General features: G+C 44.1%; 22 protein-coding genes. 10 read left to right on the top strand and 12 right to left on the bottom strand.

Features of this window, described 5'->3' with window-relative positions; translation table 11 throughout:
- Positions 1-7: 7 nt before the first annotated feature.
- Complete coding sequence (gene recD, locus RTS09_RS02070) at positions 8-1,975, top strand: exodeoxyribonuclease V subunit alpha (protein WP_312533824.1); 1,968 nt, start codon at positions 8-10, stop codon at positions 1,973-1,975.
- A 102-nt stretch (positions 1,976-2,077) separates the two neighbouring features.
- Here the strand turns inward: recD and RTS09_RS02065 are convergent, their stop codons facing one another.
- The 3 genes from RTS09_RS02065 to RTS09_RS02055 form a co-directional block, all read right to left on the bottom strand.
- Complete coding sequence (locus tag RTS09_RS02065) at positions 2,078-2,635, bottom strand: hypoxanthine-guanine phosphoribosyltransferase (protein ID WP_007115322.1); 558 nt, start codon at positions 2,633-2,635, stop codon at positions 2,078-2,080.
- Between the two features lie 80 nt (positions 2,636-2,715).
- Positions 2,716-3,387 (bottom strand): hypothetical protein, encoded by a 672-nt coding sequence (locus tag RTS09_RS02060; protein WP_312533821.1) that lies wholly within the window; start codon positions 3,385-3,387, stop codon positions 2,716-2,718.
- 12 nt (positions 3,388-3,399) lie between these two features.
- Positions 3,400-4,587 carry a JmjC domain-containing protein gene (locus RTS09_RS02055; protein ID WP_312533819.1) on the bottom strand — a complete coding sequence of 396 codons (1,188 nt, stop codon included), beginning with the start codon at positions 4,585-4,587 and terminating at the stop codon, positions 3,400-3,402.
- Positions 4,588-4,859: 272 nt separating this feature from the next.
- On the opposite strand from RTS09_RS02055, the gene RTS09_RS02050 reads away from it, so the two are divergent.
- The gene (locus RTS09_RS02050; RefSeq protein WP_312533816.1) at positions 4,860-6,524 is read left to right on the top strand and encodes a fatty acid--CoA ligase; all 1,665 of its coding nucleotides are present in this window, start codon (positions 4,860-4,862) and stop codon (positions 6,522-6,524) included.
- A 99-nt stretch (positions 6,525-6,623) separates the two neighbouring features.
- On the opposite strand, the gene RTS09_RS02045 is transcribed toward RTS09_RS02050, so the two are convergent.
- Complete coding sequence (locus RTS09_RS02045; protein ID WP_312533814.1) at positions 6,624-8,069, bottom strand: FAD-dependent oxidoreductase; 1,446 nt, start codon at positions 8,067-8,069, stop codon at positions 6,624-6,626.
- Between the two features lie 263 nt (positions 8,070-8,332).
- Here RTS09_RS02045 and RTS09_RS02040 point away from each other — a divergent pair, with 263 nt between their 5' ends.
- The 3 genes from RTS09_RS02040 (at position 8,333) to RTS09_RS02030 (ending at position 10,796) form a co-directional block, all read left to right on the top strand.
- A complete protein-coding gene (locus RTS09_RS02040) occupies positions 8,333-8,848 on the top strand; it encodes a fasciclin domain-containing protein (RefSeq protein WP_082168289.1) in 516 nt (171 codons plus the stop codon).
- A gap of 169 nt (positions 8,849-9,017) precedes the next feature.
- On the top strand, positions 9,018-10,061 hold the full coding sequence (locus RTS09_RS02035) for an NAD(P)/FAD-dependent oxidoreductase (protein WP_312533813.1): 1,044 nt from the start codon (positions 9,018-9,020) through the stop codon (positions 10,059-10,061).
- 3 nt (positions 10,062-10,064) lie between these two features.
- A complete protein-coding gene (locus RTS09_RS02030) occupies positions 10,065-10,796 on the top strand; it encodes an SDR family NAD(P)-dependent oxidoreductase (protein ID WP_312533810.1) in 732 nt (243 codons plus the stop codon).
- A 62-nt stretch (positions 10,797-10,858) separates the two neighbouring features.
- Here the strand turns inward: RTS09_RS02030 and RTS09_RS02025 are convergent, their stop codons facing one another.
- From RTS09_RS02025 to RTS09_RS02005, 5 genes are read right to left on the bottom strand one after another with little or no spacing between them, the layout of a single operon-like run.
- The gene (locus tag RTS09_RS02025; RefSeq protein ID WP_312523025.1) at positions 10,859-11,275 is read right to left on the bottom strand and encodes a DUF2177 family protein; all 417 of its coding nucleotides are present in this window, start codon (positions 11,273-11,275) and stop codon (positions 10,859-10,861) included.
- Positions 11,276-11,333: 58 nt separating this feature from the next.
- Positions 11,334-12,818, bottom strand: coding sequence for a class I SAM-dependent methyltransferase (locus RTS09_RS02020; RefSeq protein WP_282849525.1), 1,485 nt, complete (start codon positions 12,816-12,818; stop codon positions 11,334-11,336).
- Between the two features lie 29 nt (positions 12,819-12,847).
- Positions 12,848-13,774 carry a DUF1365 domain-containing protein gene (locus tag RTS09_RS02015; RefSeq protein WP_312533807.1) on the bottom strand — a complete coding sequence of 309 codons (927 nt, stop codon included), beginning with the start codon at positions 13,772-13,774 and terminating at the stop codon, positions 12,848-12,850.
- A 6-nt stretch (positions 13,775-13,780) separates the two neighbouring features.
- Complete coding sequence (locus RTS09_RS02010) at positions 13,781-15,442, bottom strand: NAD(P)/FAD-dependent oxidoreductase (protein ID WP_312533804.1); 1,662 nt, start codon at positions 15,440-15,442, stop codon at positions 13,781-13,783.
- 49 nt (positions 15,443-15,491) lie between these two features.
- The gene (locus RTS09_RS02005; protein ID WP_312533801.1) at positions 15,492-16,241 is read right to left on the bottom strand and encodes an SDR family NAD(P)-dependent oxidoreductase; all 750 of its coding nucleotides are present in this window, start codon (positions 16,239-16,241) and stop codon (positions 15,492-15,494) included.
- A 223-nt stretch (positions 16,242-16,464) separates the two neighbouring features.
- Between RTS09_RS02005 and RTS09_RS02000 the strand changes: the two genes are divergently transcribed.
- From RTS09_RS02000 to thiE, 5 genes are all read left to right on the top strand, one after another.
- Positions 16,465-17,064 carry a TetR/AcrR family transcriptional regulator gene (locus tag RTS09_RS02000; protein ID WP_312533798.1) on the top strand — a complete coding sequence of 200 codons (600 nt, stop codon included), beginning with the start codon at positions 16,465-16,467 and terminating at the stop codon, positions 17,062-17,064.
- 70 nt (positions 17,065-17,134) lie between these two features.
- The gene (locus tag RTS09_RS01995; protein WP_007115308.1) at positions 17,135-17,437 is read left to right on the top strand and encodes a polyhydroxyalkanoic acid system family protein; all 303 of its coding nucleotides are present in this window, start codon (positions 17,135-17,137) and stop codon (positions 17,435-17,437) included.
- A 249-nt stretch (positions 17,438-17,686) separates the two neighbouring features.
- The gene (locus RTS09_RS01990; RefSeq protein WP_096488939.1) at positions 17,687-18,619 is read left to right on the top strand and encodes a lantibiotic ABC transporter permease; all 933 of its coding nucleotides are present in this window, start codon (positions 17,687-17,689) and stop codon (positions 18,617-18,619) included.
- A 31-nt stretch (positions 18,620-18,650) separates the two neighbouring features.
- Positions 18,651-19,112, top strand: a complete 462-nt coding sequence (locus RTS09_RS01985; protein ID WP_312533793.1) for a GNAT family N-acetyltransferase — start codon at positions 18,651-18,653, stop codon at positions 19,110-19,112.
- Positions 19,102-19,764 (top strand): thiamine phosphate synthase, encoded by a 663-nt coding sequence (thiE, locus tag RTS09_RS01980; protein WP_312533790.1) that lies wholly within the window; start codon positions 19,102-19,104, stop codon positions 19,762-19,764. Before RTS09_RS01985 ends, thiE begins: the two co-directional genes overlap by 11 nt.
- A 9-nt stretch (positions 19,765-19,773) precedes the next feature.
- Here the strand turns inward: thiE and RTS09_RS01975 are convergent, their stop codons facing one another.
- The 3 genes from RTS09_RS01975 to RTS09_RS01965 all read right to left on the bottom strand — a co-directional run bounded on the left by RTS09_RS01975 (position 19,774) and on the right by RTS09_RS01965 (position 25,365).
- A complete protein-coding gene (locus RTS09_RS01975; protein WP_312533788.1) occupies positions 19,774-20,679 on the bottom strand; it encodes a pseudouridine synthase in 906 nt (301 codons plus the stop codon).
- A gap of 62 nt (positions 20,680-20,741) precedes the next feature.
- On the bottom strand, positions 20,742-22,316 hold the full coding sequence (locus tag RTS09_RS01970; RefSeq protein ID WP_312533786.1) for a hypothetical protein: 1,575 nt from the start codon (positions 22,314-22,316) through the stop codon (positions 20,742-20,744).
- Positions 22,317-22,341: 25 nt separating this feature from the next.
- Positions 22,342-25,365 (bottom strand): penicillin-binding transpeptidase domain-containing protein, encoded by a 3,024-nt coding sequence (locus RTS09_RS01965; protein ID WP_312533783.1) that lies wholly within the window; start codon positions 25,363-25,365, stop codon positions 22,342-22,344.
- Between the last annotated feature and the right edge of the window lie 61 nt (positions 25,366-25,426).

Below are 25,426 nucleotides of genomic sequence, written 5' to 3'. Positions count from 1 at the left end.
ATTTATTATGAAAACAAACACGACTGAGCCAACCGCTACAATTGAAGAAACCGCTAAATTAACCCAATTAGCCAATTTTATTCAATACCGCAAGCAGCAAAAATCACAGCTAACTAATACAGAAACCAATAAAAATAGCCTAAGCAAAGGAAATCAAAACAACGGCCAAAAAACAAAAGAAGAACCGAAAATCCTACAAATTTTTGACCAAATCAATGAACAACTGTCAGAAGGTCATACTATGTATGAAATGACGGTCAATGATGAATATGAAAAATCACTCATTGCAGAGTTAACTGACAATAACTGGGCAAGCGTGATAGGGGTGAAGGAGGATGAATTATGCCACCATGACACCAATACACCTATCATTCTTCAAAAGCTTACCCAAGCAGTTGATGGAGTTGGTGAAACGCAAGTTAGCTACATTGTTTGGCTGCATCGGCAATGGTATGAAGAACAATCATTAGCCAAACAGTTGATGAAAATTGCCCATAGAAAAGTGGCGGCGTTTAATGGTATATCTTCATCAAGAGAAGTGGATAACGGTGTGGCGCCCAAACCCAATGAGATGCAGCAGCTCGCCATCGAAAAATCAAGCCAACACGCACTGAGTATTATTATCGGTGGCCCTGGTACCGGCAAAACTTTTACCGTGGCGAAGCTGGTAACCAGTTTGCAAAAGGCGCACGAGCACAAAAGAAAACAAGACCCTAATTTACCGCCTTTATCTATCACCTTGACTGCACCCACAGGGAAGGCGGCGCAGCGTATGCAAGAGTCATTACGTATAAGCTTGCAAAAAAGCTTGCAAGATGAAGAAATCACTTTGGACAATGCAAAAACATTACATCGGCTTTTGGGTATTGGTAGTGATGGGATACCACGCTATCACGCCAAAAATCCATTACCTGATGATTTGATTATCGTAGATGAAGCGTCCATGCTAGGGCTTGAGCTCGCCAGTCAGTTGGTTGATGCTATCAAACCCACGGGTCGGCTGATTTTGTTGGGTGATGCAAACCAGCTGGCGGCAGTAGACGCAGGGTCGGTTCTATCAGATTTGTGCGCGGTGACGCGTTTGCAGCCTTATATTACGGAATTGACCGAGTCAAAACGCTTTGATTCAAATTCAGTTGTCGGTCAGTTTGCTCTCGCCATTCAGCAAAATTTGCCTGCACCTAAAAAAATAAAGTTAATCCAGCGATTATTACAACCCATTGATTTACAATCAATCAAGCTATCTCAAAGTGAAAATCCATCAGATTTGGCTGGTAAAAAACAGCAAATAGCCAATATTCCTTTTTACCCAATTGATGCGTCTTCGAGTTTGCCTGCTGTTTTCAGCCAATTAGCGAAACCTTATCATCCATTTTTTGCGCTTATGCAGCAATGGTACAGCCAGCCTGTCAATATTTTTGAAGCGGATAATCGAAAAGGGTTATTTGAAGTATTTGATAGGTATCGCATTCTGTGTGCAGGTCATCAAGGACAATTGGGCACCCAATCAATCAACCAAAAGATGAGCCTAGCTTTTACCGAGTTTTCCAAAATCACTCGAACCAAAGCCTACTTTTATCACGGTTTACCGATTATCATCCAAAACAATGATTATCAGTTGGGGTTATTCAATGGCGATATTGCGATTTGTTTGTTGTACCAAGGGCAGTTATACGCGTGTTTTGCAGAAAAAGTGATACCTATTCAGCGATTAAGCCGTGAAAGTTGTGACTATGCGTATGCGATGACCATTCATAAGTCACAAGGCTCAGAATTTCACACGGTCGCCATTTGTATTGATAAAGCGCATACAAGGCTACTAAGCCAAGCGCTGATTTATACAGCGGTGACGCGCAGTAAATCCGCTTTATCCATATATAGCGCTAAAGAAAATTTTGAGTTAGCTGTGACACAAAAAGCCGTGCGACAAACTGGTTTGCAATTACAATTTGATCATCTCAACAACACGCCATAAAAGATAGGTCATAGAAAGAGACATCATAAAAAGATATATTCTAAAAAAATACGCCATAAAAAAAGGTATCCAACGATACCTTTTTATTTATGACAAGCAGTTTTACACATTTTTTAACGCATAAATTCCTGGCATATGGCGTAGATACCCGTGATAGTCCATACCGCAGCCATACACATAGCGATCCGCCACATCTAGACCCACAAAATCAACTTTAAACTCTTGCACTTTTCGGTCATGGAGTTTATTGAGTAGCACACAGGTGCGGATAGATTTTGGATTTTCTTTTGCCAGCTCGTCCACCACCGCTTTTAGGGTAATGCCTTCATCAAAAATATCATCAATCAATAAAATATCTTCACCCGCCAAATCAATTTCAGGTTTGAATTTCCATTCAAGTTCATTGGTGCCTTGGTTGTTGCGATAGCGGGTAGCATGAATATAATACATACGATGATAAAAGGTAAACTGGGTAAGCAGTTGACCTGCTGGAATCAACCCGCCATTCATCACAACCATCACAATGGGATTTTGACCTGCATAGTGCAGGTTGACACTGGCTGCCAAACGCTCGTAAGCACTACTCACTTCAAAACTACTGATGAGACATTCAGAATTGCGTAGCGCTTCTTCGATTTGCTGATTGCTAAGTTGATTCATGGTGGACCTATTAATTTAAAAAAATAAGTGGGCTATTGTAACGCAGTTTTAGCTAATTGAATAATAACGGTTAGCAATACCTAATCGTTAAATATTAACGCTTGGTAATGTTTAGTAAAACGCTCAAGCGATTCTTGCGGCATTTGTGGGATTAAACGGTGTAGCGCGATATCAATTACTTTGACGATGATGCCGTCGGTCACTGGAATTGCCGCGCGTTTCAGCATATTTAAATTGAGCGTTTTGGTAAAATCGACCAAAAAATGTTGCAAACAGGCTTTGGTTAACTCGCTAAATAACCGAATCAAATTTTGCTGCTCTTCAAGCCCTTTACCTGCTTGGACATTTTCTATGGTAGCCAGTAAACTCTTTGCTAGCTCGTCAGTGAGTGGCACTGAGATACGACGTTCACCCGATTGGGTGTTTTTTAATACTTTTTGGTCAAAAAAATCAAAGCTAGGTAACACATCTTCATTTTTGGTAGGGCTTAACAGTGTGTTAATCAGTTTATCGCTAGTTGCTTCAATAGTTTCTGCGGTTTTAATCAAATGCGCTTTTCGTTCTGAATCATCGGGTAGCGATTCGATTAATTTAATCAGTAGCGCATCCATCAGCTCTCTACTGGTCAACTGGGTGATTTTATCGCGATAAACGTCATAACGTTCGCTACTTTTGCTAGCAATCAGCTCATACGCCTTATCAATGGTGGCGCTCAATTCTACGGAAGGGGTAAACCCAAAATAATAGCTCATAATATTTTTTCGTTATCCAATGATTTCTTCAGGGTAATCAATCACTACCCAGCCATTTTCTATCCAGTCACAAATTATATCAGTTTCGACATCAGCTGCTTGCAAAATTTGCTCATCGACGGATTCACCATTGGCAAGCCGAATGAGGAGTGATTGCGCGTTAGCGGGTATATCGTCCGCATCAATGGCACAGCCATTGACATAAATTTTTATCGGGATTTTTGAATCCGCTTGGTTTTGGGTAAAGATAATACGGCTAGACATATCCTGCCTGATGACTGCACCCGCTGCCAAGGCGCTTTGTATCTCATCAATATCGGCATACGTGTCAGGGAGCATCAGCTCATATTGACGCTTGCTTACCGTTTCGCTAATCGCTTGAGTGATTATTTCATCGCCAAGTTCAGAGTTTAGCAGCGCAATCAGCTGCGCTTTGATATCGTGAACGCTGGCTATCGACAGCTCGCCTGCAACGGCGGCGGGTTGGTTGATTTTGAGGGGGATGGCTAAATCATCAAAATGGGTAGCGACATCTGCCAAACTATCGAGCAGCTGTAATGGGGTAGGTCGCCTAAATCCAAACGAAAAAGTCAAACAATCCTCAACGGCGACCCCGTAATGGGAGAGATTGGTCGGTACATACAGCACATCGCCCGGCTCAAGCACCTCATCAAATATCAGCTTGCCCATCTCATTCATCAAACGAATCGGTTGACCTGCTTCAAATTGGGTTGTTTGGTCGCAATACTTGCCCAATTGCCAATGGCGTTTGCCGTACCCTTGCGCCAAAAAGACATCGTAATTGTCATAATGCTTGCCAACGCTGCCACCTAAGGGCGCATACGACACCATAATGTCATCACGTTGCCACTGCGGAATAAAATCAAACGCATGCCATAGGTTGCCAAGCGCTGGCGACCATTGTTCCATATTTTGCACCAGCACCGTCCAATGTTTTGGCAGTTTTTGAAAGTCTTTGGCGGTAAGAGGGCTGGTTTTAAGTGACCATTGCTGGTTATTTTCGCTGATGAGTCGGGCAGTGGCGTCTTCATCTTGGGCAAGCCCGATGATATCGTCTGGCTCAAACATACCAACCAATTGCGGCAAGCCCTGCTTGATTAGCAGTGGTTTTTTTTGCCAGTACTCGATCAAAAATTGTTCGGGGCTGATATCGCTAGGCAAACAAAAGTGCTGGGTCATATTTTTTCGTTCAGTGGGATAGGTAACGCGCATTATAGCAAAGGCAGTATACCAAAATCCTATAATAAAATTTTTTTCATCAAAGTGTAAAACAAGCGTAAAAATATGAAACATATTGAACTGGAAAGTTTCATATTTTTTGTTGTATTGGTTATAACGCTCGTATATAGTCAATACTCACAAGGAAGTACTCACAGGAAAGTTAGACGAGCAATATTTGATTGACTCGTTGTTTATACAACAACAGTTATACCACAACAAAGGAATGTTCTATGACAGCTATTTTAAATCAGCACGAAAACTACCTACAAGCCGACCAAGCTTATGGTTTTCCCTTGCTTATCAAAAATTTATTGTCTCGCGCCAAAGTGGTCTCTGGCGACAAAAAAATCCATTACGCTGACAAAACCAGTTACACCTATCAAGAGTTTTTCAAACGTGTCAATCGCTTAGCCAATGTCTTAAAAGGCTTAAATCTACAAAAAGGCGATGTGGTTGCAGTCATGGATTGGGATACACACCGTTATTTGGAATGTTATTTTGCCATTCCGATGTGTGGCTATATCTTGCAAACCGTCAATGTGCGTTTGTCAGAAGACAAAGTGCTATATACCATCAATCATGCCAAACCAAAAGCACTACTGCTAAATTCAGAATTTTCACCGATGATCAAAAGCCATACCCAAGATGCGCCATCGGTCGAGCATGTGATTTGGTTGGATGATAACAACACGCCAATGGCCCCATACGCCCAAGGCGAATACGAAACCATGCTAGCGCAAGCCAGCGATGAGTACGAGTTTGAAGATTTTGATGAAAACACCATTGCCACAACCTTCTATACCAGCGGCACAACAGGCAACCCCAAAGGCGTATTTTTTAGCCATCGTCAAATCGTCATGCATACGCTCGTCGTCGCAATTGCCAATGCACTTAATATCGAAGGTCAAGGGCTGCGCTACTCAGATGTCTATATGCCAATGACGCCTATGTTCCATGTCCATGCTTGGGGTTTCCCTTTTGTCGCAACCATGCTAGGACTGGAGCAAATCTATCCGGGTCGCTATGTGCCTTCTACTATGGTTGACTTGGTAAAAAAACACAATGTTACCATCACCCATGGGGTGCCAACGATTTTGCAAATGCTACTGGGTGAAATCAACAGCCGCCAAGAAAAATTCAACGGCTTAAAAATGGTCGTCGGTGGCTCTAAACTCAATCAAGGGCTTGCCAAAATGGCTGTAGCCAGCGGCATCGAAGTGTCTACGGGTTATGGCATGTCAGAGACTTGTCCTATTATCAGCATTGTCAAATTTGATGAAACATTCCAACACATGAGTGAAGAACAACAAATTGAGCATCGCTGCTTGTCTGGCTCACCAGTGCCATTGGTCGATTTGCAAATCTGGCATAATGGCAAACGTATGCCAAACGATGGCACATCCACAGGCGAAATCGTGGTGCGTTCACCTTGGTTGACGCAGAGTTATTACAAAAACCAAGACGCAGGCAACGAGCTGTGGGAAGGTGGTTATCTGCATACCCAAGATATCGGTTGGATGGACGCAAAAGGCAATGTCAAAATCACCGACCGGCTAAAAGATGTCATCAAATCGGGGGGCGAATGGATCTCTTCGCTTGAAGTAGAAACCATTATGTCATTACACCCAAGCGTTGCCGACATTGCTGTGATTGCGATTCCTGATGCGCGCTGGGGTGAGCGTCCGATGGCGTTGATTGTGCTCAAACCCGATTATCAAGACACCAAAGCTGAAGACATCATCGCGATTGCGCAACAAGCGTATGAGCGCGGTCATTTGCCAAAATACGGTATTCCGCAGGATGTGAAATTTATCACGGAATTACCAAAAACCAGCGTGGGTAAAATTGACAAAAAAGTCATCCGCGATCAATATGCCCAAGGGTTATTTGCTTAGACTGTTACTTAATCACGATAAAGTAAAAAAGAAAGTAAAAAAGGTAGAATTTTCTCTACCTTTTTTATTATCCGAGCAATCAAATAATCAAGCAATTCATCAAGCCAGTAAGCGCTGATTTACTTTTGCCATCGGTAACGGGTAATGTCGGGCTTTGGCAATATCGCGCGCGACTATATTGACCTCATTGACATCAATTTTGTACCAGTTAGGACGCTTGCAAGCAGATTTTTCTATCAAATTGGCGTCAACTAGCGCATTCATGACTTTATCCGCCACATCTAGGGTAGAATTGGCTTTCACATTTTCTGCCACTGCATAACGCAGCTTGGTAAACACCTGCAAATCTGCGACGCGCACGGTAATATCATCACTCGGTACTTGCTGCCCACCATATAACGCATTATCTCCCGCTTGCGCAGTTCGAAAACTTGGCACAAATTCACTGACATAATCTATGGCGTTTTGGGTGCGCTGTTTTAGTGCGTTTGGCTCCCAGCCGTTTTCAATATAACTTAGATATTGTGGATTAATGGGCGGTTGGCTGCTTTCTTGTGTGGCTTTGGTCAAACCATCATTAAATAAGGTAATGTTTTCGGTCATGCCGTGTAGCTGAAAAAAACCATCAGGATAAGGGGTGAACTGCGCCATGCCATTGGGCGTGCCACGCTCACCATGAAAAATAATCTCAGGCAAACGCCCCTTATAATCACGCCATTCACTGATATAGGAAGCTTTAAATTCAACCATGCGCTTAATATGCACGCCTGCTTTGTCATCAATAATACCGGTTCTAAACCCGCAAGCATTGACCACAAAATCGGCATAGATATGCTGCAGCTCGCCATGTTCATCGGTAAATGACACTTGCCAGCCATCCATGTGACGTTTTAAATCATCCACTTGGGCATTTAGATGTACCTTCGCGCGTTGCAAGCGCTGCAATTGTAAAAAAGCACTGGCAGAGAGTCTAAAAATATTCCAGCCGAATTCTTGCACCGCAATGATGGGATATTGCAGTTTTTCCAAATCCATCACTTTAAGAGCCGCCACAACCCACTCATCAGTGGTGCTCGGAATATCTTTAGCTGCTAATTGAATTAGCTGTTGAATTTGCTGCTTGTCATATACTCGGTAATAATCTTGAACTTTGCCCAACACTTGGTTGCTAGGGTCAGCATCAACCAATGATTGATAGTAAGCCGTTAACATATCAAGACGTGGCAGTAAGTCAGTGGCGGTATTGTTATCGCGTTTTGGCACCGTGATGAGGGTGGGGCGCACATCGATACTCTCTGGATACAACTTGGCAATATCAATACATTGGCGCATCAACATGCGGCAATCTTCATCACTGATTTCGCGGTACAGATTGCCACCTGCATGCAGATGACACATGGGCGGGGCGTTGATAAGGCTGGCATTTTTTTCAATCAAATGCACATGGATGCCCGCCATTGCCAGCCGTATAGCAATCGTAGAACCTGCTGAACCACCACCAATCACTGCTACAGTCGGTGATTGCGTACTTGAATTAACGTACATAATTTTGCCCTTATGAGTTACCCAAAATGAAGAAATAAATTGTAGCGGAAAATAACCTAGTTACTGTGACATTTATGCAGTCATTGTCGCTTTTGTTGTTAATGAATTTTACCCAATAGTATATATTAAAATAAGTAGTATTTTTTATACTTTTTAGTATAAAAATATATTGAAAATTCTAATATTATCAGTTAAAGTTAATTTAGCTTAAAAAGCTGACCTGTATTTTATCTAACAATCATAATTAAATAAGGAAAATAAATATGTTAAAACAAGCCTTCTTAGCAGCGGCGATTTCTACCACGTTATTAGCCGGTTGTGCAACGACGCCAACCCATACCGCTCATGCACCGATGCACACGGCTAATATTGTTGATGTGGCAAAATCAAATCCAGATTTTTCAATATTAGTTGAAGCGGTGGTAGCCGCAGGTTTAGCCGACACCGTCGCGACTACTAAAAACATCACCGTATTTGCGCCGACCAACGCTGCGTTTGCCAATCTACTTGCTGAGCTCGGTATGACCAAAGCGCAATTGTTTGCAAACAAACCACTATTACAATCTGTGTTAACTTATCATGTGTTGCCAGCCACAGTAATGGCAAAAGATGTCAAGCCAGGTATGGTTAAAACCTTACAAGGTCAAAACGTCATGGTGACTTCAACTGGTAAATTACAAGACGCCAATGGACGTGTTGCCAACATTGTCACCACAGATATCAAAGCGAGCAATGGTGTAGTACATGTGATTGACCGTGTCATTTTGCCAAAAAGATAAGTTATCATGCATTTATCATGGATAAAGTTATCGACCATAAATTGTTGTCCCTATGCATAGTTATCTTTAGTAATAGTAGCCAACAATTTATTGGTCTGATGGCATAGCGGTGATATGAGTCATCGCTATTTTTTTAACTTTCAAAAATCGTTATAGAGCGGGTAAAACTATGAAACGGATTGCCATTATCGGTGCAGGATTGGCAGGGTTAACTTGTGGTAAAGCGTTGCAACAAGCAGGGCACGACGTAGTGATTTTTGAAAAATCCCGTGGCATCGGTGGGCGACTAGCAACGCGCCGTGCCGAACCATTTTATTTTGATCATGGTGTTGCCGCGTTTACTGCCAGTGACGACGATTTTCAAAGTTTTGTCAATCAATTACTCACTGAAGAGGTGGTTGCAGTGTGGGCAGTTGACCAAGCTACCCCCGATAATTCCTTCATATCTACTGTATCTACCAAACCACACTCCGTGCCCAGAGTGTCTGACTGTTATTCTGACTACTATGTCGGCATACCCGCCATGAATGCCATTGGTAAACATCTCGCCCGTGGCTTAACTGTGCAGCGCAATACTAGAGTAGCCTCTATCATTGACCATCATCCGATTTTTAATAGTTGGGAGTTGTTAAGTGACAAGGGTGAAACGTTGGGTCAGTTTGATTGGATTATTTCGGCGATGCCTGTGGAACAAGCAAAAAGCTTTGCTCAGACATCGCTACATACCAAAGTGTTGAATAAATATGCGCTCATGCCCTCTAGTGTGCTGATGCTAGGATTTGATACGCCGCTAGCTTTAGACTATGAGTATGCCAAAATCGAGAGTGAGGATATCGGTAAAATTATCGTCAATAGTGCAAAACCCCATCGCGAAGGCGGTTATAGCCTTGTGATTCATAGTACCCCAGCATGGACGAATAGACATATTGAGGAAGATAAAACTGCCTGTATCAACCATTTGACACAAGCGGCGAGTCAACTATTGGGTATCGATTTATCGACTGCAGCACACAAAGACATACACCACTGGCGCTATGCCACAGGCGAAGCGGTTAACCTCCCATCAGGTGACCACCAGTTAGGCTATCTACTAGATAGCGAGCAAAACATCGGTGTTTGTGGGGACTGGCTACTTAAGGGTGATGTCGAGTCTGCCTACTTAAGTGGTAAAAAACTGGCAAAAGCGATGATTGAATTACTAAAAAGCGAGTAGCATATGCAACATATCGCCATATTTGGTGCTTCTGGCGCGATTGGAAAGGCATTTTGTGATTGTTTGACTATCGCCTATCCAAATGCCACCATTCATGCCATTGCCAGAAAAACCTCGGCATTTAGCCACCCTCATATCCTCCCTCATCAGCTTGATTTTGATGATGAACTGGCTATCGCCGCACTTATCAAAAAGATAAGTAGCATTCAAGCGTTAGACAGTGTCATTGTGACGATTGGGTTATTACATGACTCTAAACTCGGGGCTCAACACATTGCGCCTGAGAAATCGCTGCGTGATATCACAGCCGACCAGCTGCATCAATATTTCCATGTCAATGCGGTATTACCAATGATGATTGCCAAATACGCCTTGCCCGCCTTAAACAAATCCTCGCAATCCCTATTTGCCGTATTGTCGGCACGGGTAGGGAGTATTTCAGATAATCGCTTGGGCGGGTGGTATGGTTATCGGATGGCAAAAGCAAGTTTACATATGGGCATTAAAAATTTAAGCATCGAACTGCAACGAAAAAACCCCAACGCGATTATTGTTGCTTTGCACCCCGGCACGGTAGACAGTAAGTTATCCAAACCATTTCAAAAAAATGTAGCAGAAGGCAAGTTATTTACCGCAGCGTTTTCCGCGCAAAGTTTACTTAAGGTTTTGCATCAGCTCACACCCAAAGATTCGGGGAAAATTTGGGCTTGGGACGGCAAAGAAGTTTTGCCTTAAATCAGCCTTAAAATTGTGCCTTAGCCTTGTATTAGGGTTGTAGCTGCGTACCTAGCTTAAGGCTAATCCATCAACCAGTTTTTGTAGATGACGCCCACAATCACGCAAGTTAATCCTGTAACCAAACCGCCCCAAATAAAATCAACCAGTGCCGCAGTTTTATCATAACCTTTAAGTAATGCTAAGCTTGTAAAATCATACGTTCCATATGCCATTAGCCCAATGACCACCCCATATCCTGCCAATACTGCCAATGACGCGTGAGATTTTAGCTGCGGGTAAATGACCACCACACAAAGCGCAAAAACATAAAATAGATAAAACACGCCTGCTGCGGTCATATTGGGTGATTCACTGAGTAAATGTCCAATGCGCGGTGCATAAAAGCGTTGGGTCATGGTTTTAAGCCATACGGCATCAATACCCAAAAATACCATGACGGCGATCAGATATACCCACAGATAGTTTAATGGTGCCATTGCTAAATCCTTGTGTCCTGTTATTAATTATCATGAACCCCTTGCCGCGCGAATTGGGTTAACGGTACTGGGCTTTTTCAAGGCGTACTTGCACCACGCCAATGGTTTTTTCCAAAAATCCTGCTTCACAGTACGCAAAATAAAAATGCCACAAACGCATAAACGCATCGTCATAGCCAAGTGCCTTGAGCTGCGGTAGCGCCTGCATAAAATTATAGCGCCAATCAATCAAGGTACGGGCATAGTCATAGCCATAATCAACCAATGACGTTACTTGCATATCGGTATGGTCGCGCGCTTGGCTAAGAATTTCACTGTTAGACAATAAACACCCGCCTGGGAAAACATGGGTTTGGATAAAATCCACACTATGCAAATATTTTTGATAACCCCGATCATTAAAGGTAATCGCTTGTAATACCATCAGCCCATTATCTTTGAGCAGTCGATTACATTGGGCAAAAAAATCTGGCAGATATTCATGACCCACCGCTTCAATCATCTCAATACTGACCAGCTTGTCATACTTGCCGGTAAGCTCACGATAGTCTTGTTTTAGCAGGGTGATTTTGTCGGTTAGATTGGCAGCGGCAATGCGCCGTTTCGCTTCTTCATACTGCGCGTCTGAGATAGTTGTGGTGGTGACACGGCAGCCATATTGGGTCGCGGCATAAATAGCAAACCCACCCCAGCCCGTGCCGATTTCAATAATATGGTCGTCAGCTGTTAACTCAGCTAATTCACAAATTTTTGCCAACTTGTGGGTTTGGGCTACCGCCAAGCTTGATGAGGGTGTCGGATAAATTGCCGATGAATACATCATACGCTCATCCAAAAATAATGCATACATCGCATTGCCAATATCATAATGGGCTAAAATATTGGATTTGGCATTGCGTTTATCATTATGCCGATTGCGGTGTTGGCGGTGTTCCCAGCGTTTGGTCACATTGGCAAATTTGGCTTCGATGGTATTGATGAGGGTCAAATTGCGGGCAATCAAGCGTAAAAATGCTGTTAAATCATCGGCTTGCCACAAACCATCAATATAATCATCAGCAAAAGCAATCGAACCGCCTGTTAATAGGTGTTGATACACCTGCGGTGAATGGATGGTGAGTGTCACTGCCAAAGGATGATTGCCAATTTGTTCCCCTAGCGTTCGTTGTGTATCGCTCACTGGCGACTGTGTTACAGGCTTAGTATTCATCACGCTAACACCGAAGGTTTTGTGAGTCGCTGCCTTAGTCGCCACCTTAGTTGCTACAGGGTCAGACTGATGAAAGGTTTCAATCACGGTTAGATGACCCTGTTTGAGCTTTGATAGCAATAAAAATATTATTTGCCGCGCCGCTTTTGCCGCACTTTGTTGAACGGGCGTGAGCAGATGATCAACAATTGGGTAGGGTAGGAAATCGGTAAACGAGCGCCGCTTGGCTAAATCGGATTGACGGCGTTTAACCAAGGTCTCCTTACCTTTTGATAGGTGATTTGACGGGTGAGAGGTTGCAGTGTTTTTAGCCTCTAAAGAAGACGGTGTCATAGTCAGTTCCCATAAAAAATTTCAGTAAATTATTGGGGTAAACGTTGGTTATAAGCTTGATAAGGGACACGTTTTAGCACGTATAATTTAAAAGCCTGCCAGTAAATTCGCAGTAATGATGTGGCACTCATCCAAGGTCGGCGCTTAATCGCCGTTATCACCGAAGCCTCATCTAATTGAACGCCTGTTAGACTCACGCCTGCATTAAACACTTTGCCGCGGCTATCTGTCAGTCCAATATCAATCACAACATCAAAGCCATTTTGCTCGGGATTGTCATTTGCCGATGCATAGCGTTTAGGGTGAATCTCAACACGCCAATGATATTGCTGATTGATGGGATTAAAAGGCGATACATGAAAACCTTTGTCATGTTGGTACAAGGTCTTTTCACCTGTGAGTAAAAAACCATAGTAATGGCGTTTGTTCCAAGGGGTGTTAGAGACTTCTGCCAAAAAATGGCTTGGTTGGTGGTTCTCATCAAAGCCAATATAAAAATTGACAGGGCTAAAATACCAACCGATATTACGTAACACGACCAAAGCCACCACCTCGCCAGTCGGCTGACTGCCAGTCAATTGCTGCCAAATTTGTTGGGCTTTGACCAATAAACTAGCCGATGGCGCAGGTTGTCCTACTGAAGCGGTTAGGCGGTTATCCAAAGAGGGGTCTAATCGATTGACAGCAAAATAATCTGCTTGATGGAATTGATAAAGCGCCCAATGGTGCTGCGATAGCAGAGGAATCGTCAATGATTGTTGTAGCGATTTTTTCAGCCATTTGGGCAACCATGTTGGCACATCACTAGCGCCTATATTGACCTTAGGTAATGGATTGTCCGCTAGCTGGGTTAAATTGACTGCCCAAAACCGATAGGGGTAATGAAATTCATGATTGGTAGGGATTTGTCTGGCATGCCAAGTCACACCTTGCAGGATTTGATGGGCAAATGTCATGATGATTTACCTTTGATGGGTGTTGCACAAACCATCATGCGCTAGGTTTTGGCAAAACGCATGGTTGGTCTTGGCGGTTACTTGCCGTCGCTGCGGCACCGAGCGTTTTTTATCAGCGTGGCTCGGTAACTTTGATACGGTAAATTTTGCCGACGGTTTGCTGGGCTTAGACAGCCGTTTTATTTGAGGAGCGGTTGAGGCAGCTGTGGTATTGGTAGTGACCAAAATGTCGATATCCAACCCCAAACTTTGGCATACCCGTAAGCCACTTTTTACCCCATCTTCATGAAACCCATTAAACCAATAAGCACCACAAAAATGGGTATGCCGCTTCGCTGAAATTTCATGCCAGCGTTTTTGGGCCTCGGTCATTTTGTTGTCATATACAGGGTGGCGATAATCCACACGTTTGATAACATGCGCCTCATTAATCGGCGTGTTAAGCGTCACCAAATAGTTATGTTTTGCCGTCAATCGCTCAAGGATATTCATGTGATACGTCAATATGGGTTTTTGGTCAGCCACGCGCGCGGTGGGTTTATCTATCGCGTAATTCCAACTTGCCCAAGCCAGCGGTTTTTTGGGTAGAACTTGGGTGTCAGTATGCAAAACCGCTTCGTTATCTGTATACTCAAAAGCCCCTAAAATAGCCGATTCTGTCTCAGTGATATCAGCTAGTAGACGTCTTGCTACATCGGCATGGCAAGCAAATACAACGTCATCAAACACTTGGGTTTGACGCTTACCTTGATGAATAAATTCAATGCTAACGCCATCCTTGCCACGCGTGACCGATTGCACTGGGGTATTGATATACAGGGTTGTACCTGCTGCAACAAGCCGAGTGATTAAGGCATTGACGTATTGCTTTGAGCCGCCCACTAAGGTAAACCACTGTGGGCGATTGACCACATCTAGCAGACCATGATTATCAAAAAACTGGGCAAAAAAGAGTAGGGGAAAACGCTTGGCGTCATTCATTCCCATCGACCATATCGCAGATACCATCGGCACCAAGTAGTTGGTTTTAAACAACTCGCCATAGTCATGACTGTCTAAATAATCCCCGAGTGTTTGCTGGCTTAAAGCCGCTTGCTGCATTTTATCGGCTTGGCGAAAATTCGCTAATAGTGATTTGGTCTCGCGATTAAAGCGTAAAATCTGCTGAACAAATTGCCAAAATCGAGGGCTTAGCACATGGCGACGCTGAGAAAAAAGACTGTTTAAAGTGTGACCATTGTATTCAAAATTAATATAAGTATTTTTAACCGAAAAACTCATCTCAGCTTTTTGAAACGGCACATTGAGTTCATCAAGCAGGCGAATAAAATTGGGGTAAGTACGCGCATTAAATACAATAAACCCTGTATCGATGGCGACTTTTTCGATTGATGATCTAAACGGGTTTTTAAAAGCTGAGCGCTCGGTAACAGTGACATCCAGCGTGTTGACATGCCCGCCCAGATAATCATTGCTTTCAAACATCGTCACTGCATGACTGTCTTTGAGATAATACGCACACGTTAGCCCTGATACCCCACTGCCAATAATGGCAATCTTTGGTGGGGTGCTATTTGGCTTAGTAGGCTTGGCTGCTATAGGATTAGCCACCACAGTCTTGGGGACTGTATGAGTAGAGTGCGGGGATTTTTTTGTAAACACTGCCATGTGCGGATATACCTTTAAAGCCAAGTCAAATGATTAACAAGTCAAATGATTAAGTCGTATGAGAAAGTTTTGAACCCACAAAATGCCATACGGCATCAGGTAACTGCGCCAACAGCTTGAGGGGCTGTACCAATGTCTGCGGAAATTCAATGACATTATCATCATTGGCAATCCCTTGTTGAATAGCTTGGCTGGCTTGCTGTACGGTTTGCAAAAAAGGCATTGGAAAGTCGTTCTGCAGCGTCATCGGTGTTTTAACAAAGCCCGGTACTACCAAAACCACTTTCACCCCATAAGGGTGCAGGCTCATTTGCAAGGTTTTGCTCAGATAATGGATTGCCGCTTTTGAGCTACCATACCCCTCTGCACGCACAAAGGGCACCAAAGCAGAAGCAGAGCCGACGGTGACAATTTTGCCTTTAGTTGCCTTGAGGGCGGGTAGTAGCGCTTCGATGGCATGCACTAACGAGCCGTAATTTGCGTTCATCACCCTCATGATAGACCGCGAATCAAAGTTTGGCATGTCAATGTATTCGCAAACACCTGCTGCCGCGATGAATAAATCCAGCGTTTTAATGTCGCTAAATGCTTGCATCACGGCATCATACTCGGTTAAGTCAAGCTGAATCGTTTTTGCCCCCATCGCTGCCAACGTGTGCAAAACATCGCTGTTTCGACCCACGGTATAAACCTCATGCCCTTGGCTTAGATAATCCATCGCCAACTGTAAACCGATGCCTGAGGTTGCACCTGTAATCACGATGGATAAAGGCTTTGAGGAATTGGGGGTTGACATCATAGCGACTCAATATAGTAACTCAATACAAAATTTTGAAAACGGCTTAGCGCATACTATAAAAGAGTAGCGGATGGTTGGCAATAGTTTTTATACTATTTAGTATAAAAATATAATTATTGGTATATAATTAAATAATAAGTATCATAAAAACATTTGTAGTATAATATTAGCTAATTTTTAACCTCATAAATATTAGAAACCTGAAGAACATTAGAAACTTGTGATGAAAAAGTTAACGTTTAAACAGCGAATGATGCTAGAGCGTGAGTCGCTGATTATTGAAACGGTCAACCATTTGTTAGCCACCAAAGGCTATGACGCGATGACCGTCGATGAGATTGCTGATACAGTGGGTATTGCCAAGGCGTCATTGTATCGACATTTTCCCAGTAAAGAAGCGCTAGGCATGGCTGCGCTGGTTGATATCATGCACAAGGCGCTTGAGGTCATCAATCAGCTAAACGCGACCGACCGAATCGCCATTGATAAGCTAAAAGCGCTGACACAGTGGGCGATGCGACTAAAACTGGCGCAAAAAATGCCAAATCTGCCGAGTGAAAACTCCCAGCTGCGCGAGCTGCTAATTGCCAATGACGATTACACCAACAACTTGGTCATGTTGTCAGATAGCATCGGTGAATGGATTGAGCAAGCGCAAGCAGAGGGGAAGTTGCAAAGCAACATACCAGGACTGGCAATTTTATACACCTTATATGCCAGAGCTTGTGACCCTGTACTGGGGTTTTTACGCTCATCGCAGCTGTATGACGATGATGAGATTATCGCTATCGTGACCCGCACGTGTTTTGAAGGGCTAACCTAAATTCAGCAAACGCAGACCACTAAAAATAGACAGCTAAAACCCAAGATAGCGTAGAAAAAAGTAGAAAAGTATGAGTAATTTTGTGATTCATCGTGAGCATGGCATCAGTAAAGCGCAAGCCTTTGAGATAACCGAAGACTGGATTGTCTCAGCAGAAAAAGACTATAAAATGCATTGCGATGTAGTGCGCAGTGATGAGCAAATACGTGTCAACTTTTCTCGTGCCGGTGTGACAGGTACGTTAACAGTGGATGATAAAGTATTTGATATGCAAGCAAAGCTTGGGTTTTTATTCAAAAGTTTTTTGCCGCTGATAGAAAAGACGGTGAATCAAAATCTTGATAACGCATTGCAAGCTGTAAAAGACCGTTAGCAGACACGGTGAGCTTTGAGTGACAGTTAGCGTTTAGCTTGAATTATTTTATTTAACATAATATACATTATGCGAAATAAAAGCTATCGGCGTCAAAAATGGTATATATGGCACAGTGATTAATTTAATGATGAAATGACAATTAGCAGCAAAACCATTTGCATTTATCAATCAATAATGAGTAGTATGCTCACTCAATTATTTATTTATCGTTTGTTTGTTTATCATTAAAATCGCCAAGGATTTATCATGATTGGATTTATTGCCCGTCACAGTACGATTTTTATGCCATTGTTTGGTGTGATTGGATTTATATTTCCTGACTTGTCGCATTTTGTCCTTGGGCTTCTGCCGCAGATTTTATTTTTCTTGATGTTTTTTACCTTGTTGGGCATTGACCAAACCCAGTTAATTAGACGCATGACGACCCAATATGTTTGGGGATTTGCCATCTTCCAAAGTGCGCTGATGAGCTTGGCGATGACCTTGATTGCTTATTTACTAGGTGTCCGTGGTGATTTGTTGTTGGCTATCGCGGGTCTGTCAGCCACCGCACCGCTATTTGGTACGGGCGCTATTGTGAATGCAGTTGGTTTTGATGCGCTGCTGGCCATGGCAAAGACCATCACAGCCACGTTGGTCATGCCTGTTAGCTTACTGGTGATATTGTGGTTACTTGGCAGCAAGGACGCCCATTTAGACTTTGTCCTGTATATTAAGCGGTTATTAATTTACATTATCGCTCCCATGATTTTGGCGGTCGCAGCACGCCAATACATTCCCCGTGATACGCTCAATACTTATTATCCAAAAATTGCCAAGTTTAACATTATTCTACTGATGATGTTTCCGCTTGGATTGATGTCGGGCTTTAGACATACCTTTGACACCAATCCCATGCAGGCGTTAAGCTTATTTGGTTTGGGCACTGCCTTGTCGTTAGTATTTTACTTTTCTGCCTATTTTTTATACCGCCGCTTTGGCTATGAAAACGCCATTATCTCTGCGCTGGCTTGCGGTGGCCGCAATGTGTTATTGGCGTATACCATCACCACGCCGTTTATGGGTGCGATGTTTTTACCGCTGATTGGGGCATACCAATTGCCTTCGTTTTGCTTGCCGTTATTGGGTAAAAAAATGGTCAAATGGCATACTATCGACAGCCAAGCCAGCCTGAAATAATACTGATGTTTAATCCGTTTGATTTATTCGTATGCTAACGTTTCAACTCAATCTACTGCCACAGTTATCATCACAAGCCTTATATGGCATTTTTAAGGCGCGCTGTGAGGTATTTGTTGTAGAGCAACACTGCGCCTATCCAGAAATTGATGATACCGACTTGGTGTGTTGGCATTTACAGGGTTTTATTAATAATAATCTGGTGTGTTATGCGCGGATTATCCCAGCTGATTATCATTATTTGGGTTATGTCGCGATTGGTCGCGTGTTAACGGTTGGCGATTTTCGGGGTCACCATTATGGGCGTGATTTGATGCAAAAAGCCATTGAAATTTGCCAGCAATACTACCCTAGCCAGCCGATTTTTATCGCTGCTCAAACTTATCTGATACACTTTTATCAAGCGCTCGGCTTTTGTATACAAGGTGACTGTTACCTTGAAGACGGCATTGAGCATGTCAATATGATATTGGAAGTCAAACATGATGCATAACCGTGCTGATTATCGGCTGTATTTGGTCACAGATCGCAATTGCCTGCAACAGCAAACGCTTGAACAAGCCGTTGAACAAGCGATATTGGGCGGCGTGACATTGGTGCAGCTTCGAGAAAAAGCGATTGCTAGCAAAGAGTTCTATGAGCGCGCGCTGCGTATCAAAGCGATTTGCCACCACTATAACGTGCCATTACTGATTAATGACCGCGTCGATATCGCCCTAGCAGTTGAGGCAGATGGGGTGCATATCGGTCAAAGTGATTTGCCTTGTGGCGTGGTTCGGCAAATTTTAGGTAAAGATAAAATCATTGGGGTTTCCGCGCGCACTGCCCAGCAAGCCATCCAAGCGCAAGCAGACGGCGCAGATTATTTGGGCGTTGGCGCGATGTTTGCCACATCCACCAAACAAGATGCACAAACAGTTACCATAGCGAGCTTAACCCATATACGACAAGCGGTAACGATTCCAATTGTCGCCATTGGTGGTATCAATCACACCACCCTGCCCGCCTTACAACAATCGCTGCAAGCTGCCGAAACGTCCACTAGTGGTGTGATTGACGGCGTGGCAGTCGTTTCTGCAATTTTGGGGCAAAAAGATGTCAAACTTGCCAGTCAGCAGCTTAAAGAAATGATAAAAATTAAATAAATCAATCAGTTAGAATTTTTTTATCAGATGTAACTGGCTATCAAAACGCCTTGCTTGCTGAGTGATAGGGTCAATAAACGCAATGGATTTTGCCAGCAATTTTAACGGTTTTGCAAAATCGCTACTGCCTTGGGGCTTGACAGTGGGATAAAAATTGTCATTTAACAGCGGCATACTTAAACTTGCCATATGTACCCGCAATTGGTGTTTCTTGCCTGTCACAGGGGTTAATCGGTATAAGCTAAACGCCCCGTTATTTTCAATCAATTCAATTGTGGTATGCGCATTCGGCTCACCTTGGGTCATCTTGGTCAAAAAAAACGGCTCGCCACGCTCAAGTCTGGAATGAATGTGAAAGGGATAACATAAATCGCTGCGAGTCGGCGCTATGGCGTGGTAAGTTTTGTGTATGTGTCTATCGGCAAACAGCGCATGATAGCAAGCTCGGCTACTTGGATTAACCGATAATAACATCACGCCTGCCGTATCCTTATCCAACCGATGCAAAGGTGAAATATCATTCACGGCTAACTGCTGTAAGTCTGGATGATTTCTTAATTTGGCTAGCAGGGTTTGGCTGACATAGCGACCTGACGGTGTAACGGGTAAAAAATGCGGTTTATCGACCACCAGCAAATGTCCATCCAAATGAAGAATATTGGGCTCAAATGGAATGATAGGCTCATTCTCAACCTGCCTATAGTACAAGATGGTTTGCCCTGCCAAATAGGGCGAATCTTGTTTAAGTGGCTCACCACGCTCAAGGCTAATTAAACCGCTGTCAAATCGTCGTTGCCAGCTTGCTAAACTAATATGAGAAAAATGCGCTGCCAAATAATCGATAAGCCGCCCACCCATATACGACTTATCATGGGGTAAATATAACTTACTGTGTTTTATGCCGCGCTCTATCATGTTAAATCTATCATCTTAAAAAATCACTTTATCGATATTGTTTTAGTTTACGCCCATTTAATTTAATGGGCTAACAACAACTGCACAGTTATCGCATGATTAATGCTTAGCACATCATTGGGCAGCAAAACATCATGTTGTTTGATAGGTTGACCGTTTCGGGTAATGCTGATGTTGGGATCAATCTCATCAATCAGCAGCTGCCCTTGAGATTCGACAATCGCAAAATACACGCCACTGGCAGGCTTTAGGTCATTGGCGGCAAATAGACGTAAGGCATGCGCGATTTGCGCCTCACGACTGGCAAATACAATCGGAAACTCGTGTAATTTTTGTTGGCGCTCCCCTAGCCCATCCACAGATTTTATGGTCAAAACAATCTGCTGTAGATTTTGGTTCAACTGCGGCAGTTTGCTTTGCGCTTGGCGTGGCGCAGTACTAGCAGTACTAAAAGCGGGCGGGCTTGCTGCGATATGATGACTTGAGTTTGGCTGATTCTGATTCTGAGTCATGAATTTAACACCCAGTTTAATCTCATTGCTAAATACCTCACCTTTTTGCAAACGTGCGATATCCGTTGGCTTGGCTTGCACTTTGGCTTTTAACCCAAATTGCGCTTCGTCGGACAAGGTTACCCCAATTGTGGCAAGCTTGGGTTTTAATACTTCATAACCGTAAGATACCAAATCAATGGCATCATGCGGGGTATGGGTGGATTCGTGGGCGTGATTAAAACTGCTAAATAACTGCTCTACCATCGCAGTTGTCAGTCCATCATTGGATTTTAAGGTGATTTGAGTAATCACTTGGGATTTATCCACCCATTGTTTCGCCGCTGCCATAATCGCATCGGTCAATAAATCTTGGTACGGCTTGGCGGATTTTTGGATGTTTGGTAACACAGTTACCATCGGTTTGGGCGCAGCTGTTGGCGTTTGAACTGGCGGTTGTACCCTCGTAGGTTGTGGCTTATGTGACATAGACTCGGTATTGACCAGCGGCGACTGCATCGGCGCAACTGCAGGCACTGGATTGGGGTTTGAAGGCGGTGTTGTTGGTTGCACAGGTATTTGATAAGCTTGATCAGGCTGCGGTTGTGGCGAAACAGGCTGGGTTGGGTACTGCGGCGATACAGGTATCGGGGCTGAAGGCGCTGGTTGCCCGATAGGCTCAGGCAAGGTGATTGGGGCGCGCTCAGGGTAGAATCCCACCTCGGATTTTTCTTCAGCAAAACGTGGAATCAGTCGCCCTAACACACTTCTATACAGACTGGGGTTCTCGTCTTCGTCATCTAGCGCATAGCCGTCAAGCCGTTGAATCAGCAAAATGACCGAATTATCTGCTTCGCTGGCTATGTCGTCGTCATCCGCTGTTTGGGCGGCATGGGTTTTAATCGGCAAAATATGAATATCAGGCATGGTGTATTTGAGCGATTGGGTAAATTGTCGATAGCTTTCTGCCATTTTCTTATTGGCAGTGATATCAAAACTCGTCGGCACGGAGAGCTGAACACTCACACGTTGTAAGTCATCAATGGCGGTGGTGTATAGGCTAAAGAAATTTTCCATTTCATCAAACACATCGCTTGGGTGTTTGTCGTCAATGATAAAACGGTGATTGGTGGTGATGTAAGCCATAATTTACTCTTAATGGTGAAATTTTTTATTGATGTTGTATTTTTTTAACAGCTTGCGTAGTATCAGTCACTGGACTAGCCACTGAATCCGCCAGTGGGTTGGCGTTTGCAGGACGGCTAATCGCTGAGATTTGATACATCTGTTTGGCCAATATCATGCCGGCTTGTACCGCTCGATTAATGCCATCGCGGGGGTCATCGACCAAGCCATTTTTAGTCCAGTTACGCTCAACCAATACTGCTACCGCTTTATCCCATTTGCCATTTTTATCTTTTAACCCATAGACAAACCATTTATACGGACGAGCATAACACGCCACCGACGGTTGAGCTTTGCCTGCGCGAATGTCCGCATTGTTACACAGATTTGCCACCATACTGACGGTGACATTGGGGGTATAAAAGCTGCGACCGTTTTGGCGGGTGGGATAGTTAAAGCCGGGTGTGCCTGTTTTGCCCACCATCACGCCCTGTGTCCATGCACAGCTACCAATCGCTTGGTTACAGGCAGCAAAAGCTGTGCCGTTGCCGCCGCCCAAGCCTGTGCCTGCTAGCAGCGTACCTGATAATAAATTGAGCGCACCGCGGGCGTCAGATTGGTTGATGCCCAGAGGCATGGCGCCGAGTTGGCTAGTAGCTGTGGTCAATATCTCTTGGCTTTGGGCATCGCCTCGCCAGGCTTTAGGGCGCAGCGGAATTTGATTGACGCCCCACAAATCCTCAATCAAATGCACGCCGCGACGTTGGGTCGCGCCATTATCGGCAATCAGCAGATTGGCAAACATATCCGACACACCCAGTACCGAGGTTTTGGCATTACCTGCGCCAAACACTTGGTTCATGCTGGCATTGAGCATATCGCCCCCTTGACGACACGCCCCATTCATACGTCCGCCATTGGCTTTGACACAGCTTGCCACTTGGCTTTCGGTAAATTGTAATTGCTTGGTGGTGTAATCTTGCTTGCCATCGGTGAGCAGCACGCCTGAGAAATAGCGGCTTTGTAGCATCGGGTCGCTATTATAGGCTTTACCAAACAGTAAATCTTTAAATCCGCAATTCACTCCCCCTTTATCGGCACAATTTACACTCCAGCCCATGTCATCACTGGCTTTTTTAAAGGCGGGCATACCTGGGCAAACGCCTTGTCGGTCACGTTGCAATGACATCGCACTGGTCGTGCGTTGACAATATAAAAAATTCGCCACTTTTTCGGTAGATGAGCTTGCCATCACTTGTTTGAGATATTGCGCTTCAGGGGTTTGCATATTTTTAAAACGCGGATTGGCGCGTACCAGTGCCAATGCTTGTACGGTTTTAACGGTCGAACCTGGGTACACGGTTTGGTATAACGCATGGTTCATGAGGTTTTGCTTGCTCCAGTCTTTTTTCCACAGTATCGGGCAACCTGTGGGCTTAATCGTGGTATCGCCATTATCGGCACGGTAGCAGTTGGAGTCAGCGCTAGCAAGGGCAAGCACGCCTTGGGTTTTAACATCAATCACCGCGATACCGATACTGCGTACCAAGGCGTTCTCATACATACCATTGGCGACGTTTTGCAACGCAGGCGACAGCACGCTATCACAGTCCGTGCCATTGGGGTTATTGGTGACACAATCCGCTACTTGCTGGGCGGTGGTCTGTACAGCGGGATCCAGGGTTAACGCCATGTTGTAGCCGATTTTGATATCCGAGCCATCGATATTGATACTATTGATTGGCGGTGCCGTGAGTTTTTGCCACCAGCTGCGTTGATCATTTTTTTGTTGGTAGCTTTGATAAGCGTCCAATAACTGACGGTCAAAATGGCTGGCGTGAATGTTGGACAATTCGCTATACATCAACCCTAGATTGGTCGGTAAAGCAACCTCAGTTTTGCTGGTGGAGGCAATCCGTTTTTTCGGGTCTTGCGTGGGTTTGTCTTGTAGGGTTTGCAGCACGCCATTGGCTTGGTTTTGAACATCGTTTTTGGTTTTAGTAAAAGCATTGTTGGGGTCAGATGCTGGCGCATTGGGTAAAGTCGCCGCCCCTGTCAATGGTTTAACCGCCAAGGATTTGACCGACATCGGAATCAATCTAGGGTTATTACAAAGCTGGGTTAATGGGTCAACGTCACCTGTGTCAGTCATGGTATTGCCACGACTATCAACGTACAGATAGCCTGTTTGATTGTCTGCCGTTTTGGCGGTTTTGATGTACACACAGCCCGGTAGCCCATACCAAGGGTTGGTTTGGGTGAGCCAATTGGTTGGCATATGGGCGACATTGGGGTCGTTTTGATTGCGGCGATTGGGCTGTTGTTCTCGCCATTGTAGCTGCAACAATCGCTCAGGGCTGGCAAGCGTTTTTAAGGCAAAGGCTAACGCGTCTTCGTTGATATGTTGCTCACAGGCTTGTTGCCAAAGGCTGGCAGTTTGCAATTGATAATGATTGGCTAGACGTTTTTGCTGGTACAAGCTGAGCAGACTTTGATTGACTCGGTTGATACTGTCGGTAAAACGGGCTTGGTTTTTGGGCTGAGTTAAATCGCACGTTTTGGCAGGCGTGGCGTTGACCGAAGTTGATAAATTAGCGTTTGCACTTTGGGTATTAGTATTTTGGCTGTTGGCTTGGTTGACCACATCTGCCATACCTAGGTTATCGACGACAAGTGACACGGCGTTTTCATTCGCCTCTGCATTGTACGTAGTATTTGAGGCGGTTAAGGGCGAGAGATACCACGCCAGCCAGCCGATAAGACCGACAACAAACACCACCAAAATCACTTGTAAGTTGGTCAAAATGGTTTTGTAAAGCGCTTGAGAAACCCGAAAACTGGCAACTTTACCGTCGTTTTTGATTTTTTTGTTACTATTTTTTGTTTCACTTGCTTGCGTATTGTCGGAGGCATTGGCAGGCGTGGCTGTTTCTTCAACCTCTGTGGTTGAATCAGTGACATTATTATCTTGTGGTAAGATGTTAGAATCTATTTTTTGAACAGTTTCTAACTTGCCACTGTTCATAGTTTCTTGACTGTTTTCGTCTTTCGGGGTTTGGTTTTCGGTCATTTTGAACCTTTAATTTTTGCAAGCCTTACTAAAATTTGACGTTTCTACAATTGGATAAGTT

It is taken from the genome of Moraxella sp. CTOTU47618, from assembly GCF_032017425.1.
In the GTDB taxonomy this organism is placed as follows: Bacteria; Pseudomonadota; Gammaproteobacteria; order Pseudomonadales; family Moraxellaceae; genus Faucicola; species Faucicola tetraodonis.
The sequence above is the reverse complement of the archived record's forward strand: the minus strand, read 5'-3'. Positions and strand labels throughout refer to the sequence as shown.